Annotated in this window: 11 protein-coding genes; 3 read left to right on the top strand and 8 right to left on the bottom strand. The window is 46.9% G+C overall.

Features of this window, described 5'->3' with window-relative positions; all coding sequences use genetic code 11:
- The 7 genes from IID12_06165 to IID12_06135 all read right to left on the bottom strand — a co-directional run.
- Positions 1 to 1,074 (bottom strand): class I tRNA ligase family protein (locus tag IID12_06165; GenBank protein ID MCH8288672.1); only part of this gene is annotated, 1,074 nt, incomplete at its 3' end.
- Complete coding sequence (locus IID12_06160; GenBank protein MCH8288671.1) at positions 1,074 to 1,586, bottom strand: cyclic nucleotide-binding domain-containing protein; 513 nt, start codon at positions 1,584 to 1,586, stop codon at positions 1,074 to 1,076. The genes IID12_06165 and IID12_06160, both read right to left, overlap by 1 nt.
- A gap of 3 nt (positions 1,587 to 1,589) precedes the next feature.
- Complete coding sequence (locus IID12_06155) at positions 1,590 to 2,756, bottom strand: NAD-binding protein (protein ID MCH8288670.1); 1,167 nt, start codon at positions 2,754 to 2,756, stop codon at positions 1,590 to 1,592.
- Between the two features lie 228 nt (positions 2,757 to 2,984).
- On the bottom strand, positions 2,985 to 4,382 hold the full coding sequence (gene rlmD / locus IID12_06150) for a 23S rRNA (uracil(1939)-C(5))-methyltransferase RlmD (protein ID MCH8288669.1): 1,398 nt from the start codon (positions 4,380 to 4,382) through the stop codon (positions 2,985 to 2,987).
- Between the two features lie 446 nt (positions 4,383 to 4,828).
- Entirely contained in the window at positions 4,829 to 7,960 is a 3,132-nt protein-coding gene (locus tag IID12_06145; GenBank protein ID MCH8288668.1) for an efflux RND transporter permease subunit, read from the bottom strand.
- Positions 7,961 to 7,991: 31 nt separating this feature from the next.
- The gene (locus IID12_06140) at positions 7,992 to 11,933 is read right to left on the bottom strand and encodes an efflux RND transporter permease subunit (GenBank protein MCH8288667.1); all 3,942 of its coding nucleotides are present in this window, start codon (positions 11,931 to 11,933) and stop codon (positions 7,992 to 7,994) included.
- A gap of 29 nt (positions 11,934 to 11,962) precedes the next feature.
- The gene (locus IID12_06135; GenBank protein MCH8288666.1) at positions 11,963 to 13,099 is read right to left on the bottom strand and encodes an efflux RND transporter periplasmic adaptor subunit; all 1,137 of its coding nucleotides are present in this window, start codon (positions 13,097 to 13,099) and stop codon (positions 11,963 to 11,965) included.
- A gap of 286 nt (positions 13,100 to 13,385) precedes the next feature.
- On the opposite strand from IID12_06135, the gene deoC reads away from it, so the two are divergent.
- Genes deoC through IID12_06120 form a run of 3 tightly spaced genes read left to right on the top strand, consistent with a single transcriptional unit; the run spans position 13,386 to position 16,641 of the window.
- Complete coding sequence (deoC, locus tag IID12_06130) at positions 13,386 to 14,303, top strand: deoxyribose-phosphate aldolase (protein MCH8288665.1); 918 nt, start codon at positions 13,386 to 13,388, stop codon at positions 14,301 to 14,303.
- Positions 14,304 to 14,308: 5 nt separating this feature from the next.
- Positions 14,309 to 15,778 (top strand): aldehyde dehydrogenase family protein, encoded by a 1,470-nt coding sequence (locus tag IID12_06125; GenBank protein ID MCH8288664.1) that lies wholly within the window; start codon positions 14,309 to 14,311, stop codon positions 15,776 to 15,778.
- The gene (locus IID12_06120; GenBank protein ID MCH8288663.1) at positions 15,778 to 16,641 is read left to right on the top strand and encodes an aldehyde dehydrogenase family protein; all 864 of its coding nucleotides are present in this window, start codon (positions 15,778 to 15,780) and stop codon (positions 16,639 to 16,641) included. The genes IID12_06125 and IID12_06120 overlap by 1 nt, the downstream gene beginning before the upstream one ends.
- A 7-nt stretch (positions 16,642 to 16,648) precedes the next feature.
- Here IID12_06120 and IID12_06115 read toward each other — a convergent pair.
- Positions 16,649 to 17,105, bottom strand: a 457-nt coding sequence (locus tag IID12_06115) for a phosphoglucosamine mutase (GenBank protein MCH8288662.1), incomplete at its 5' end; no start/stop codon positions are given.

The raw sequence follows: 17,105 nt of genomic DNA, 5'->3' as shown, positions 1-17,105 counted from the left end.
AGAGAGGTACGGTTCGACTATGGTACCGCAGCGGTAACAATGACCTACGCTGTGAGTGTGCTCCTCGATCTTCTCCATCAGACCTTCGGACTCCAGGTCCTTTATTACCTTTTTTCGGGCTTCAAACCTGTCCAATCCCGCATAGGGACCGGCGTTGTCGTTGAGTGTGCCGTCTTCGTTAAGTATGTTCACTCTTTCAAGCCGATGCCTGTTGCCTATCTCAAAATCGTTAGGATCATGCGCGGGAGTGACCTTAACGACACCGCTGCCGAATTCGGGTTCTACAAAAGAATCCTCGATAACCCGTAAAGTTCGGTTCAGAAGCGGCAAGATGACGCTCTTACCTTTTAATTTATCATATCTGCTGTCATCGGGATTTATCGCTACCGCAGTGTCACCCAGCATAGTTTCGGGTCTTGTTGTAGCGACTACAACATGATCGGATGAACCTTCTATCGGGTATTTGATATGATAGAGATGTCCGTTTATTTCCTTATGTTCGGACTCCTCATCGGAGAGCGCCGTGCCGCATCTCGGGCACCAGTTTATTATATATTTGTCCCTGTAAATGAGATCCCGTTCATATAGATTTACGAAGACCTCCTTTACGGCATTAGACAAACCCTCGTCCATCGTAAATCGTTCTCTTTCCCAGTCGCAAGCGCATCCGAGCATTTTCAGCTGCTCTATTATCCTCCCCCCCTTTTCTTCTTTCCACTCCCATACTCTCTCAACGAATTTTTCTCTGCCAAGCTTATGTCTGTCGAGACCTTCGGAGGCGAGCTGCCTTTCCACAACATTCTGCGTGGCTATCCCCGCATGGTCCATTCCTGGCAACCATAGAGTCTCGAATCCGAGCATTTTCTTATACCGAATGAACACGTCTTGAATCGTATTGTTGTATGCGTGGCCTATATGGAGTGCCGCTGTTACGTTCGGCGGTGGTATAACTATCGTATAGGGCGGTTTATCAGAGCTTGGATCCGCATGGAAATACCCGCTCTTCATCCATTGGGCGTACCTGCGGCTTTCCACACCCTTTGGGTTATAGACCTTACTGATTTCGGTGTTCATTATTTCTGACGTGAAAGGGCTAAACTGAAGGCGGTAGTAATCTTTAACACATTATCGTTCGTTTTTCTCAAGCGTTGACAGAGCACGGATGCTATGTTCATAAGGAGTTTTGTGCCGAGTACCGAGTCTTTCTCAATTAAATTATTGAAATCTGCCTTCGAAAAGCGCGCTATGAGTGAATCCGAAGTAGTACGAACGGTGGCTGTTCTGACTCCGTCCTCCTCGATCAATCCTACCTCCCCGAAAAACGTTTTAACGCTTGAATCAAGTCTAACGAGGGATTTTTCCCTGTTATCGATCTCCGAGTGGTCGAGGTCAAGAGTCAGCGCCTGGGAGATCTCAACTTCGCCTTCAAGAAGTAAAAAGAGCGACGTTCCTACGTCACCTTCGGAAAAGATAGTCTCATTTTTTTTATATTCGCGCTCGACCAGCTTCTCACTCACCTCTTCGAGCTGTTCATCGGTCAGATTATCGAATATTTTGAAACCCTCTATCTTCTCTTTATCGATCATAACCTAATCTCTTTTTTCGCTTATGACTAACGCCACGTCGCTGGAATTTATCACCAGATCATCAGGTGGATTTATTTCGACCCTGTGCCCTTTCTCACTTTCAAGATTTATTCCCGACTCGGCGAATTTTCGTTCTATAAAATGATCTAATGAGCTGGCATCGGCGGTAAGGACGTCTGAGATTTTAACAGGTTCTCTTTCAGAAGTGATACCTATCAGGATTCCTTCTTTTGATTCTCTGATATATTCCGAAAGCTCCGAAAACGATTTGCCCACCATGTTAGAAGGGATATCCGCTCTCTGAAGGTTCATCCGGACGCTATAATTTAAAAGTTCTGAGAACGTCTGCGGAATTCCGGGATTCGCTACGTGAGACGCGAGAAGAAAACCTGTAAATTCGTCCTGCACAACAATATCATCTACGTTTGCCCGTCTAAGGTGAGCCTTGGACGCCGGATTTATAATGTGAGCGTAAACTTTGACGTTCGGGTTCATGGATTTCAGGGTAAGTGTAGTAAGTATAGTTCTTTCGTCCGGTTCGCTTGTGGATACCGTGCTGGTATCAGGAACTATCAGCACCGTGTCTGCTTCACGGACATTAGCCAGGTCAAGGACACTCTCACTCGTAAAGTCTCCCCTGACGAATTTGATGTTCAATTCTTCATGCTTGTACATTACGTTATTTATTTCGTCTTCCGGAAGTTCATTGATCAAAACTATGTTCAGTTGCTGATTATTTCTCAGGCTCAGCAGAGACTCCAATAGTGTCTCGGCGTGCTGGTACCACCCGCATATTACTATATGATTTTCGAAGTTTATCTTTTCCAATCCTTTACCCTCTCGAATTTTTCTCGCAACGTATATCGAGGATATCGTCGCAGTAAAAACGGACACAAGCGCAACTCCGGAGAACATTATCACAGCTCCGGCTAATCTGCCGCCTACAGTCATCGGCACTTTATCTCCGTATCCAACTGTTGTCATAGTAACGAGCGCCCACCATACCGCTTGATATATAGATTCAAAATGCTCCGAGTTCTGATCTCTTTCGAAGAAATATACTACGGTAGCGCCAACAGTCATGAATACGGTTATGGCAAGGAAAACCCTAAGTACCATACCCTCGGCTAACAGTTTAAAGCCTGACTTTATCTTTCCAAATACACGCAAAGGAATCCTATCCACCTTATGTTTGATAATAAAAGTCTATCGGTGTAATGTCAACCATTTTCATACGCAGCTTCAATACTAAGGTTTAATTTGAGTATTTACAACCCTTTAATACTCTGATTTGGTTCTTACCAATCCAAGTGATAGTTATTACTATTTTGCTTCCCCACCATGTAGCCCAGCCATTTAATACTCTGATTTGACTCTTATCAGCCTATTATGACCTGATTATTCAGAAGGTTTAAGCAGAGACACTAATTCTATATGGGGTGTATGAGGGAAAAGATCGAAAGATTGCAGCCTGTTCAGGGAATAACCTTTCTCGTTGAACAGTTTAACGTCACGCGCAAAGGAAGCGGGATTGCAGGACACATAGACTATTTTTTTAGGCTTCAGGGATGATAGCCTTTTGGGGATGCTCGGGTGAATTCCCCCTCTCGGAGGGTCGAGAACGACTATATCCGGCGCTCCATGCGTCCTGCTCAAAGATTCCACGTCCCTGAACAGTTCCCTGATATCGCCTGAAATAAAATTACAGTTCAGCACGCCGTTTGAAACGGCATTCCTGCCCGCGCTCTCCACTGCATCGAGCGACATCTCGAACCCCGTGACCCTTTGCGCATGAGGAGCAAGATAAATAGAAATTGAACCCACGCCGGAATATAAATCATAAATCACGTTCCCGCCTTCAGGTTCCGCATATTCGAGCACCTTTGAGTACAATAACTCCGCCGCCTTTGTGTTTGTCTGGAGAAACTCCTGCGCTCCTATCTCAAGATTTACTCCGACCATTACTTCTTTAAAGCTGCCCGTACCGTGCAATATGTTCAGAATCGTTCCGTATGCGATAGAGGCAACCCCTTCGTTCACTGCATTGACCACCGTCGTTACTTCCGGGCAATCCTTAATCAATTGATCAACGATTTTTTTCAGCTTTGAAGGTTCGTTGTATTTGGTGACGACGTTCACAAGAACGTCCTTTGTGTTTGCCGCTTCCCTGATTATCAGGTGCCTCAAATTCCCCGAGTGGTTCTTGACATCATACGGTTTGAACTTCAATTTCTGCGCCGATTTTTTTATACTTGAGAGTATTCTGTTCGACAGTACCGATTGCAGCCGGCAGTCGTCTATATCGAGTACTTTTTGGTAATTACCGGATACATGTAATCCGAGAGCGAAATCTTTCGGTTTCGATTCGTCGTCGTCGGTAAGCCAGCGTTTGTTTGAAAAGGAATATTCCATTTTATTTCTGTAATAGAAGACCTCAGGAGCAGGGACTATCGAATCCATATCCAGGTTTTTTACACCCCCGATGTGTTCTAAAACGTCTCTGACCTGGGTCTCCTTTTGAGCCAGCTGCTCCTCATAGGCAAGATTCTGAAAAGTGCACCCCCCGCAGTGCTTGAAGTGCGGACATTCCGGATCCACATAATGCCGGGACCTCTCTAAGAATTCTATGGGTATCGCCTCTGCGAATCCCGAACGTTTCTTGATCACTTTCACCAGCACCCTGTCACCCGGAAGGGAATTCCGCACAAAGAGAGCTAAATTGTCAACTTTGGTGAATCCCTTTCCGCCGTACGCAAGAGATTCAATCGTAACCTCTATCTCATCGTTCTTTTTCACTACAACTTTCTCGATTTATGTTTAACTGCTCAAATTAGATTCAGAAATTGAACGCTGCAAGTCAAAAGAATCTCAGAATGCTGAAGATAGAGATTGCCCGTCTGACTGATTGCCGGGCAGGCCCGCCTGACATTCATCGGGCAGGCCACGTCGTCCGCCAGCTGGCGGACTCCTCGCAATGACACTATGTGGCAGTCATGGCTTGCCATGACGCCTCGATCATATTTCGTTGGTGCGGTCAGGGCAAGCCCTGACTCGCACTCAAAAATCAGAGCTCCAGTGGTGCAAGTCAAAAGAATCTCAAGGTTGAATCTTCTTTTTAAAAATCGTGGACGTTAGCTGATTCGTCTTGTTGAAACCCGAAATGAAATTGCCCCCGGCAGGCGCCGGGGGCATAAGAACTAATTGATACCCGGATTCGACCCGCTCTAAGTCGAGCTCAAGTGCTAACTCTTTCTTTTATCGCGGGCAAACGCCAATATCTGAATTTTGCCCCATGTCATCCGCATATCATCGAAGAAGGTGTAGAAAAGAGGAACAGCGATGAGTGTCAGAGCGGTAGAAGAGATCAAACCGCCTATCATTACCCTGCCGAGAGGCGCATAAGGCATTCCTATCAGATTTGCGTTTCCGACCGCCATCGGCAGAAGACCGAACACTGTCGTAAACGCCGTCATCAGAATCGGTCGAAACCGGTAATGCCCCGCTTCGATTATAGCTTCCCTTCTCGTCATGCCTTCCTTCCTCAGTCTGTTTATCATGTCGATTAGGACGATAGCATTATTCACTACTATACCTATCAGTATTATCATGCCTATCATAGCCATTAAATCGAACGGAGTGCCGGTTATGAACAACAGCCAGTAAGCTCCGAAAAACGATAACGGAATTGATATTATGACCGAGAGAGGGAGGATAAACGACTCGAACAGAACTCCCATCAGTAAAAATACGAACGTAACCGCAAGTAAGAGCGCGAATTTTTGCGCATTACTCGATTCCTGCATCCGGACGAACCTGTTTCCGAGCGACCATGAATAGCCGTGTGGAAGGTCGAAACCTGCCATCACCTTGTTTATTTTCTCATGAACCTCCTCAAGGTTGTCCTCTGTAGTAAATGCGTTCACACTCACAGTCGTTTTTCCATCCCGTCTCTGAATCTCTCCCATCCCCTTCTTGATCTTAAAATCCGCAAGCGTTGCAAGCGAAATTTCCGCGCCGGAGGCGGATAGAAACGTCATATTCTTTAACTGTTGAAGATTCTCCATGTCCTTTTCATCGTATTGTATGCGGATGTCTATCTCTCTTTCCGCTGATTGAAACTCGGGTAGTTCAATCCCTCTCAACGCATATGAGATCTGCCCGGAAATTACGCGCGGGTTTATACCGTACTTGGCTGCCTGGTCCCGTTTAATGAATATCTGAATCTCGGAGGCTCCCTTATCGCGGTCTGTTTCGACGCTGATAATTTCTTCAATATGTCTCAACCTCCTTTCAACCTCTTCCGCCAAAACAACGAGAGTATTGGTATCATCGCCTTGCAGCACAACCGATACAGATGATTCGTTACCGGAGTCGTCTCTCCACGACGTCCGTAACTTCACTCCCGGGAATATCGGAAGATTTTCCTTTAGATCGGTGAGTATTTCATCTCTGGTCATAACGCTGTCGTTTAAAACACCTATAGCGTTCCCGATGTTTTTCCATGCGACTTGCCACCATTGTGTCTCTTTCGGCGGATGGAGAAATACTCTTATTCTTCCCCAATTATTGGAATACCTCGAGTTCACGGTTTTAACGTTGAATATCTTTTCGTGATCATAAACGTAACTTTCTATGGCGTCGACCAGGGTTTTAGCGTTCTCAATAGTATAATGCTCCGGCATGTCGAGAATCAGTCTGACGTCGTTTATGTTGCCGCCGCCCGAATCCGTTTGTTTTACTTTGCTAATCGGTATTCCCATACTTATCATAAGTATGAGAATAATAATGGCAGTGTCCAACCTGTGGCTCAGCGACCACTTCAGAATTCGGTCGTAAGATTTTGTTCCCCACCCTATCAATCCCGAACGCTTCACCTTCTTATCGGAGACAAAACGCGTGGTAGCGAGCGGAATTATAACAAGCGCCACGAACAACGATGCGACCAGCGCCACCATTACGGGCAAACCGATCCTGAACATATAAAACGAAAATCCAACGTCATCATTCATTAGTATCAGAGGGAGAAACACCACGACGGTCGTGAGAGTTGCCATGGTGATGGCGAGGGAGACTTCACTTGCGCCTTTCACAGATGATTCCACGCGTGACATTCCCTTATTTCTCAGCCGGTAAATGTTCTCGACAATTACAATAGAGTTATCTACGACTAATCCCACACTGAGCATCAATCCCATCATGGTGATGATATTCAAAGTCCAACCGATGAAATACAGGAATGTTACGGTCATCAACAATGATAGGGGAATTGCGAGATTAATTATAATTGTCATCTTGATGCGCCGCAAAAAGAAATACAATATAAGGAAAGCAAACATCCCTCCCCACATCGCTGCGTTCAGGAGGTTATCGATCGACTCTGTTATGAATTTCCCTTGATTGAAAAATATGTTAAATTTCATACCTGAAACTTGCTCAAGTTTCGACAGCTCATCGATTTTGGAATTTACTTCGGCGGAGAGCTCCACCGTATTCGCCATCGATTCCTTGTACACTCCCACGCTGATCGCCTTTTTTCCGTCAACCCTCTGCACCCAGCGCCTCTGACGCGGTTCATCGTAGATAATGTCTGCAACGTCCTTGAGAAATAGATTTTCGTTCCCTATCCTGATGTTGCGCACATCTTCTATATTTTTGTATTTAGCTACAGAACGGACATAGATTTTCTTGCTTCCGTCGTGTACATATCCGCTGGAAAGTGCGAAGTTATCCTGCCGAAGCTGCTGAATGAGCTGGTATACGTTGACTTTATGCGCTTTAACCCTGTCCTGGTCTACGAGGATCTGAATTATTTTTTCAGAAGCTCCCCACATCTCAACTTTCGCGACACCGTCAATCTGTTCCAAGCCTCTTTTAATGTAGTAATCAACAACAAAAAACGGGTCTTCGATATCGTCCGGCAGGGATATTCCGAACCAGACGATCGGGTCATCGTCCTCCCGGAATTTTCTGATCCAGATATTTTCTATATCGTCAGGAAATTCGGACGCAAGAAGCCTGTCCATCCTCTCCCTGACAAGCATATACGCTACATCCATGTCGGTGCCGTTTGAAAACTCGAGCCAGATCCAGCAGCCGTTCGAATGACTGTAGGAACTGATAGATTTGACGCCGCTGACAGTCTGCAGGATATCCTCCGACGGACGCGCGATCTGATCCTCAACCTCTTTGGGATTGGTCTCCCTGTATGGTATCCAAACGCCGAGATACGGCGGTACATATCCTCTTGGAAAGAGTTCGACCGCAATCTGTGTATATGCTATGTAACCGACTACAAGAAGCGCGAAAAGAGTCATCATTACGGTCACCGGTCTGTGAACCGAAAATTTCGGTAATAAAGAGTCTTTTATTCCCATTCGGATTCCTTCCTGTCAATAATATACAAATTTAATCCTTTCTGTCAACGAGTGCATAGACCGTCGGGATTACAAGCAGGGTCAGCATAGTAGAGCTGATAAGACCGGCTACAACGGTTATCGCCATCGGAGTTCTTATCTCCGCTCCCTCTCCCAATCCGAGAGCCATCGGAAGTAATCCAAGTACTGTCGTAGCGGTAGTCATCAGTATAGGACGCAGCCGCACACTGCCGGCGGTGACTATCGCTTCTATTTTATCCATCCCTTTAGCCCTGAGACGATTGATATAATCCACTAATACGATTGCGTTATTTACTACGATACCGGCGAGCATTATCAAACCTAAAAATACGACTACGCTCAGCGGGATGGACAGCAGCCAGAGCACGGTGACAACTCCTATTAAGGCAAGTGGAATTGTAAACATTATAACGAACGGGTGTATCAGCGACTCAAATTGTGATGCCATAACCACATAAACAAGGAAGACCGCAAGCAGCAGCGCAAATAACAGGCTGTTCATGGACGTCTCCATCTCCTTGTTCTGACCGCTCAAGACATAACTGAATCCATAAGGCCAGCTTATTCCGTCCAACGCCTCGGATATGCGCTCCATTGCGCTTCCAAGGTCTATTCCGGCGGTGTTCGCCGTGATAAGAGCCACTCTCTGCTGGTCAACCCTACGGATTTCGCTTGGACCCTCGCCTATTCGTATCTCCGCTATTGCGTTCAGATATATAGGCACCTGCCCACCCGGATTGACTACCAATCGCCTGAGCGCATCTATGCTCTCCTTGTCCTCCTCCTTGACGCGGACAAGGATATCTATTCGTCTGTCCTCATCCTTGAAGCGCGAAGCTACTTCCCCTTTTACTTTGTTCCGTACAATTCTCGCCACTTCCGAGATATTCATCCCGTACTTCGCTAATAGTTTTCTATCGTAAATTATCTGTACTTCCGGATTGCCGGTTTGAATGTTGGATTTTACGTCCGTCAATCCGTTTATCCCGATCATTCTGTTTTCAACGATAGATGCCATCCGTTTCAACGTCGAGAGATCGTACCCCTGCACCTCGACTTCTATGGGCGTTTTAAAACTGAACAGCGCCGGGCGGGAAATTTTGGTAACGATCCCGGGAATGTCGGCTAACTTGCGCCTGATATTGTTTATCAGCAAGATTTCGTTCTCTGCACCGATATATTCCGGTATCATCTTAACGGTCACTTTTCCCGTATGCTCTCCCTCGTCGCTTTTGAGATTTGCCGATTTTTCAGCGCCGACTACGGTAGCGAGCTCACCTATCATTACTTCATCTCTGATCCGGTTTTCAACTATCTTGAGTTTACGGTCGGTCTCCTCGAGTCGTGTACCTACCGGCAGGTACACATCGACGTTGAATTCACCCTGATGCACCTGCGGAATCAAATCCGTTCCCAACGTGGGGATCAATACAAAAACACTGATCAAGAATAACACAGCCGAGGTGCCGATTACAGCTCCCTTATTGTCAAGCGACCATCGGATCGCGCCCGGATACCATTCACTGATACGATCATATCCTAATTCGAATAGATACACGATGAACGTTATGAACGGCATCAGAATCAAACCGGTTATCGACCAGAGGAATATACCTATAAGCGTCAACAGATTCATGAATGCTATGCCTAACCGCGCTATGAGAGAACCCAGCAGACCGATAAGGAACCTCAGAACGAAATATATAGTCACCAGCGGGAGGAGAAGACCTCTGACAGTTCTTCGGAGCAGTAACTTCCACGATTCCCCTGCATAATAGACCGGTTTTCTAAACCCTTTTAGATAACCGTTCAATCCATCTGTTAGACCTTCAGTTAATTCAAATTGAAGTAACCCTTCCCAAATCTTTTGTTGATATATGAGACGAAACACACGATCAGATGCTGACCAGCGTATCAGAGCAGGATTGAATCCTTTCCATCTCTTCACTTTCAGCGATATCAGGCTGATAATCGGAGAGAGAAGAGTGAACAGGATAATCAGAAAAACTTTGAGAGTTATAAGAATTATCACCGATACCATCAGGACGAATTTAAATCCGAACTCTCCCAGCAGCCTCATTGTGTTTAACGGGTATCCTACCAATTTATCCATTAGAGTCGATGAATTGTCTTCCGAAAGCGCTCTCAGATTTTCCAATGACCTGAACCGCATGAAATCCATGCTCTTTATCTTATCAATTGAAATCCCGGCTTTTGAAACGTCTAACTCTCTCGAAGCAAGCATCGGGATTAGAAACAACGCTACCGCAACAGATGCCATAAGTGAAAATACGACCGTCAGTGACAGGTCGCCGAAGATCTGACCCGCTATCCCTTCCACGAATACGATAGGAAAGAAGACCGCGATTGTCGTCAGAGTCGAGGCAAAGACCGCCGATCCGACTTCTTTCACCCCGCGTACCGACGATTCAACGAGTCCGTCCCCTTCTTCCCGGCAGCGGAAGATACTTTCGAGGACTACAATCGAATTGTCAACGAGCATCCCGACTCCAAGCGCTAAACCGCCGAGCGACATAATATTCAGTGATACGCTGAAAATGTGCATCGGCGCAAAAGTGGCGACGATCGATAAAGGAATAGCGATAGCCACTATCAGAGTGGTCGACGCTTTTCGGAGGAATACAAATAAGACTATCACCGCTAAAAGAGCGCCGATCATTGCGGTATTCAGTACTTCGTCAATAGCGTTTTTAATAAAAGTAGACTTGTCGCTCAGCGTACTCATGCTGATGCCCTTCGGCAGATTATGAGAGATAAAATCGGTCATCGTCGCTGACATCATCGCCGTTCCTTGACCTCTCCCGCGCCTGCCGGCCCCGCGTTTTCTTTCTTTCTTTTTCTCCTCCTTTTTTGCCTTATCTTTCTTCTCTTCAGCGGCAGCTGCGGCGGCAACTGCTTTTTCCCCACCTTCCCGCTTTAGTTCTTCCTTCCTCTTTTTCTCCTTTTCCTCTTTTTCCTTCTTTTCTTTCACAAAGGCTTGCTGGCGTGGAGTGCCGTACAGCTTATCTCTCACCCGTTCCGCTACGGCAACTATGTTGGCATCAGCTTCTTTGTAAATTTCTATCTCAACGCTTTCATTGCCGCCTATTCTCGTAATAACTTCCCGGTCTTTGTGCGTTTCCCGGACGGTGCCGATGTCCTTGATACGTATCTCGATGTCACCCGTTCTTCTGACCACAAGATCTGCAATGTCGCTTATTCTTGTGAATTCGTTAAGCGTCCTGACCAGGTATTCGGTTTGACCCTCTTTCAGATTTCCGCCGGCGAGGTTGATATTTTCCCGTCCTATCAAATTACTGATGTCTCTGATGTTCAAACCCATGAGAGTGATCTGCTGCTCGTCAAGTTCTACGCGTATCTCTCTCTCAAGTCCTCCTTTTACCTTTACAGCCGCAACTCCGGGTACGGTTTCGAGATCGCGCTTTATCTCTTCTTCAGCTATTTTCCTTAATTCGAATAAATCATCTCCGCCGTAAAGTCCAACCCTGATTATCGGGTCAAGAGAAGGATCGTACCTGAGTATCAGAGGGCGTTCCACTCCGTCAGGAAACCGAATCTGATCCAGCTTTTCCCTGATGTCCTGAGTCGCCACGTTCATATCTGTGTCCCATGTGTACTCCATAACAACGTCAGATACGCCCGCTTTTGATATGCTCGTTAAGTTTACAAGATTTCCTACAACACCCAATGCCTGTTCCGCCGGTCTGGAGACAGTAGTTTCAACTTCCTCGGGCGCCGCCCCTAAATATTCTGTTCTGACCGTGAGCGTGGGATAGGAGATATCGGGCATTAGATTCAGCGAGAGCTGCTGATACGACACGTATCCGAACACCACGACTGCAAGGGCTATCATACTTATTGCGACCGGTCGGGTCGTGGTGATATTAAATATTGTGTTTAACCCGCCGCCGGAAGATTCTTTCCCGTCCAATGCGGTACCTCAGCCTGTTATCATAAGTATCAGGATATTTTACGTTCGTTTACTACTTTTACTTTGGTCTTATCTCGAAGCCCGTTCTGACCGACGATTATCACCTTATCGGAATCGTTCACTCCGCTGATAATTTCCACCAGTGATGCGTCCTCGAACCCGACCTCCACCCTGATTCTGTGCGCCAGTGAATTTCTGACTACATACACAAATCGTTTGTCCCCTTCGTAGACTATGGCGTCCTTATCCAAAAGAAGCGCATCCTCGTTCGTCATTGTAACGATAAAAGTGTTCACAAACATACCCGGTCGCAGACCCTCATGGTCGGCGTCCAATCCGATAGTAACCTTGAAAGTGCCGGTATTTGGATTTACAACCGGCGAGATTCTTTTCACATACCCCACAAATCTCTTATCGGTAAGGTAGTCTGAGGATACGTAGGTCAATTGCCCTTTTTTGATAGTCGCTAATTCCTTCTCCGGAACATGCACGGTGGCGATTATATCCTGCAGGTTTACCATAGAAAACAGGTGAGTAGAGGAAGTTACCCTATCGCCCTGTCTCACTTTTCTCAAGGATACGACTCCGTTTATGGGAGCGCGAACGGTGGTTCTGCTGAGGCTAAGGTTAGCCTCCTTCCAACTTATCAATAACTGATCGAGATTTAACTTAGCCTTATAGTATTCTTCCTTACTAAGAAGATCTTTATCGAATTGAATCTGAATCCTGTTGAATTCGCTTTGAAGGCTTTCCAGCTGAGTCCTCGCTTTAGCTTCGGCAAGCTGATATTCTTCCGCGTCGAGCATGAGAAGCGGATCGCCTTTTTTCAGATCATCACCCTCTTCGGCCAACAGTTTGGACACGATTCCCGTAAGGTAAGGATAAACGTCAACATACTGCTCGGTTTCTATCGTAGAGCTCAGGAGTATATAAGACGAGATTTCTCCGCGCCATACTGCAATCGTCTCGACAGGAACCGAATCAAGATCATCTTTCTTCTTTTTCGCCGTCTCTTCGGACGAATCTTTATTTGAGTTGTCGGTTGCCGTCGTATCTGACGATGAGTGAGTCTCCTCTCCCTCCGCCTTCTTTCCGCCGCACGAGGTCAGAACAAGAATCCCGATTACAAAAAGTGCTGTTCCCAGCGATTTAAGACTTTTCTTCAAAACTACCTCTTTTAATATATAAATCTTTATAAAGTTAACGTTCTATTTACGTTAGATACGGCTTGAGCGCTAAATTGTTCCAGTCGGATAGACCTCCAGCGTTTTCCCTCCGAATTCAAGTTATTATCTCTTTTACATCACTACGGGCATCATTTATAATGCTTGAATATCAACCAATAATAGGTTAATATTCGGGTTAACAGCAAGATAATATTTAAACTAAATCAATTGGAGTTAGAGTTATAATTCCTGAACCTGTTCCGGTAAAACGTATGACACGATAGAAATGAGAAAAAACGGTAATTTAATATCGGCGGCAGTCCTGAACCCTCCCCCTGTTGACCAGGTGGGTATTGAAGAGCGTGTTGCGCGCCTGACTAAAAGGAGTATCAAAAAAGACTCGAAGCTGTCCGCACTGAAAATGGCCTTGAGCATGATTGACCTGACCACTTTAGAAGGGAAGGACAGTTCGGGAAAGGTACGGCAGCTTTGTAACAAAGCTCTGCACCTCCACGATACCTATCCCGACCTGCCTACGGTGGCTGCGGTATGCGTTTACCCAACCATGGTGCCGACAGCCGTTGATGCGCTGAAAGGAACCCCTGTCAAGGTCGCCTCTGTTGCCACTGCCTTTCCGAGCGGGATGACCTCCCTGAAAACCAAACTCGATGAGGTAAAAAAGGTTGTGGAAATGGGCGCCGACGAGGTTGATATGGTCATATCCCGGGGAGCCTTCCTCAAAGGTGAATATGAATTCGTTTATGATGAAATCGCAACAGTGAAAGAGGTTTGCGGAGATGCTCATTTAAAGGTAATTCTCGAGACCGGAGAGCTGTACACACTTGATAACGTAAGGCTTGCAAGCAACATCGCAATGGCTGCCGGAGCTGATTTCATCAAGACGTCGACGGGAAAGATATCGCCGGCTGCAACCCAGCCGGTAGCGTTGGTTATGATGGAGGCGATCAGGGATCATTACTTCCGGACCGGAAAAAAGATAGGAATTAAACCCGCCGGCGGCATCAGCAAGGCTAAAACCGCAATTCAATATCTCGTCATTACAAAAGAAACGCTTGGTGTGGAGTGGCTGACGCCCGATCTATTCAGATTCGGAGCCAGCTCACTCGCAAACGACCTGCTCATGCAGCTGCTGAAACAGTCCGTCGGCGTTTATCAATCCGCCGATTACTTCTCAAAGGATTAAAACTAATGGCTACCACAGAAAAGGTTCTTGATTTCACGTCTGTATGGGAGTATTCACCCGCTCCCGAAAGCACAGATCATATAAAACTCGAAAAACGCTATGACCTCTTCATAAACGGAGAGTTCGTTGCTCCGAAGAGCAGAAAATACTTCAAAACAGTGAATCCCGCTAATGGCAAGAAGCTTGCGGACGTTGCCGAAGCCTCTAAAGCAGACGTAAATCTTGCGGTAAAAGCCGCCCGCGCAGCATACGATAAATTCTGGTCGAAAATGCCCGCTAAAGAAAGAGGGAAATATATCTTCCGCATAGCCCGAATGATTCAAGAGCGGGCAAGAGAATTCGCGGTAATTGAAACTTTGGACGGTGGTAAACCGCTAAGGGAATCACGCGACGTCGACATACCGTTGGTATCAGCTCATTTCTTCTACTATGCCGGGTGGGCTGATAAACTCGATTACGCATTTCCGGGAAAGAAGACTAAATCACTCGGGGTAGCCGGGCAGATTATCCCATGGAATTTCCCCCTGCTGATGGCTTCATGGAAGATAGCTCCCGCGCTTGCTACGGGAAATACCGTTGTTATCAAACCCGCTGAGACAACGCCTCTTACAGCTCTAAAACTAGCTGAGATAATCCAGGAAGCGGACTTGCCCCCCGGAGTAGTGAACGTGATTCCGGGAGCGGGCGAAACCGGAAGAGAGATAGTAAATCACCCTGACATCGACAAGATAGCTTTTACCGGCTCCACAGAAGTAGGCAAATACATTCAGAAAGCTCTCGCCGGGACGCGTAAAAAATACACTCTCGAACTCGGTGGAAAAGCGGCGAATATAATTTTCGAGGGGGCGGCTATCGATCAAGCGGTTGAAGGCATCATAAACGCCATATTCTTTAATCAGGGGCATGTTTGCTGCGCGGGCTCACGGCTTTTCGTGCAGGAGGGGATCGCGGAGGAAGTCATCCAAAAATTGAAAAATAGAATGGAAACCCTTATCATCGGCGACCCGCTCGACAAAAACACTGATATCGGTGCGATAAACTCCAAGGCGCAGCTGGACAAGATAAACGAACTTGTCGCCGTTGGAATCAAAGAAGGGGGAACTCTCTATCAACCTGATTGCGCTTTGCCGGATACCGGTTATTGGTTCCGGCCTACTCTTTTCACGGGAGTTTCTCAATCACACAGGATAGTTCAAGAAGAGATCTTCGGTCCTGTTCTCGCCATTCAGACGTTTCGAACGGTTGACGAGGCTATTGAAAAAGCCAACAACACTCAGTACGGACTTTCGGGCGGGGTCTGGACCGACAAAGGTTCTAAGATATTTAAAGTCACGAAACAGATAAACGCAGGTGTCATCTGGGCGAATACGTTCAACAAATTCGATCCCGCTTCCCCGTTCGGAGGGTACAAAGAAAGTGGGATGGGCAGAGAAGGCGGCCTGCACGGACTTATGCCGTACCTGGAGCTCGTGTGATGGCTGACAGACTTAAAGTATTGAAAACTTATAAGATTTATATCGGCGGGAAGTTCCCGCGCTCTGAATCAGGCAGATATTACGAGCTGACCGGTAAAAATGGAAAATCGATAGCGAATGTCTCACGTTCGTCGCGCAAAGATTTTCGGGAGGCTGTCGTTGCAGCCAGGAAAGCGTTTGGCGGTTGGTCTGAGAGGAGCGCTTACAACCGCGGTCAGATACTCTACCGGATAAGTGAAATGCTTGAAGGCAGGCGCGATCAATTCATCTCCGAGTTGAAGCTGCAGGGAACCGCAGCAGGCAAGGCAGCAAAAGAAGTCGAAGCGTCGATAGACCGTATGATCTACTATGCCGGCTGGGCAGATAAGTATCAGCAGATCTTCAGCAGCGTCAATCCGGTTTCTTCACCGCATTTCAATTTTTCCGTTCCGGAACCCACAGGTGTAGTTACCATAATAGCGCCCGAGTCGAGCGGACTTTTAGGACTCATATCAGTTGTAGCCCCCGTGATTGCGGGAGGAAATACCTGCGTAGTGCTTGCATCACACTCCCAACCGCTCTGTGCGGTAACCCTCGCTGAAGTGCTTCATTCCTCAGACGTTCCCGGAGGTGTTGTCAACATACTTACCGGAATCCGGTCCGAACTGATAGAGAATTTCAGCACCCATATGGACGTGAACGCGATTATGTATTGCGGCGATGATCCGGCTGAGATCAAGCAGGTTCAGGAGAACGCCTCCCTTAACGTCAAACGCCCTCATATCCTGAGCACAACGCATTGGGAGAAAGAAGAATCTCAGGGACCGTATCAGATACTCGACACACAGGAAATAAAAACTACCTGGCATCCCGTCGGGGTTTAGAACCGAGTTAGGAGCCTTTAATTACACCCTCAGCCTCATCCGCCAGGGCTTCTGAGGTCTCCTTATCTTTCGCTTCAGTGTAGATTCTCAAGATAGGTTCGGTGTTGGAGACGCGTACGTGAATCCAGCTCTCAGATTTATTGACCTTTACTCCGTCCTGTCTGTCGATCTCATCATCGGCGTAAAAATCGGCGATAGCTTCAAGCGCTGACTCGGGAGTAACATGTCCGAGACTTATTTTACGTTTCGTCATGAAGTATTGCGGCATCCCGGAGTATGCTTCAGATAGGGGTTCATCCCTCATAGCCATGAATTGCAGCGTTAAGGCGGCTGCCACAAGAGCGTCCCGGCCGTAATGCGCTTCGGGAAGTATGACTCCGCCGTTCCCCTCGCCGCCGATCAGGGCTCCTGTGTCTTTCATTCCCTCAACAACGTTTATTTCTCCGACAGAGGTTCTGACAACT

It is taken from the genome of Candidatus Neomarinimicrobiota bacterium, assembly GCA_022567655.1.
Classification (GTDB): Bacteria; Fidelibacterota; SORT01; order SORT01; family SORT01; genus JADFGO01.
Note: the sequence above shows the minus strand (reverse complement) of the source record. Positions and strands in the feature narration are given on the sequence as shown.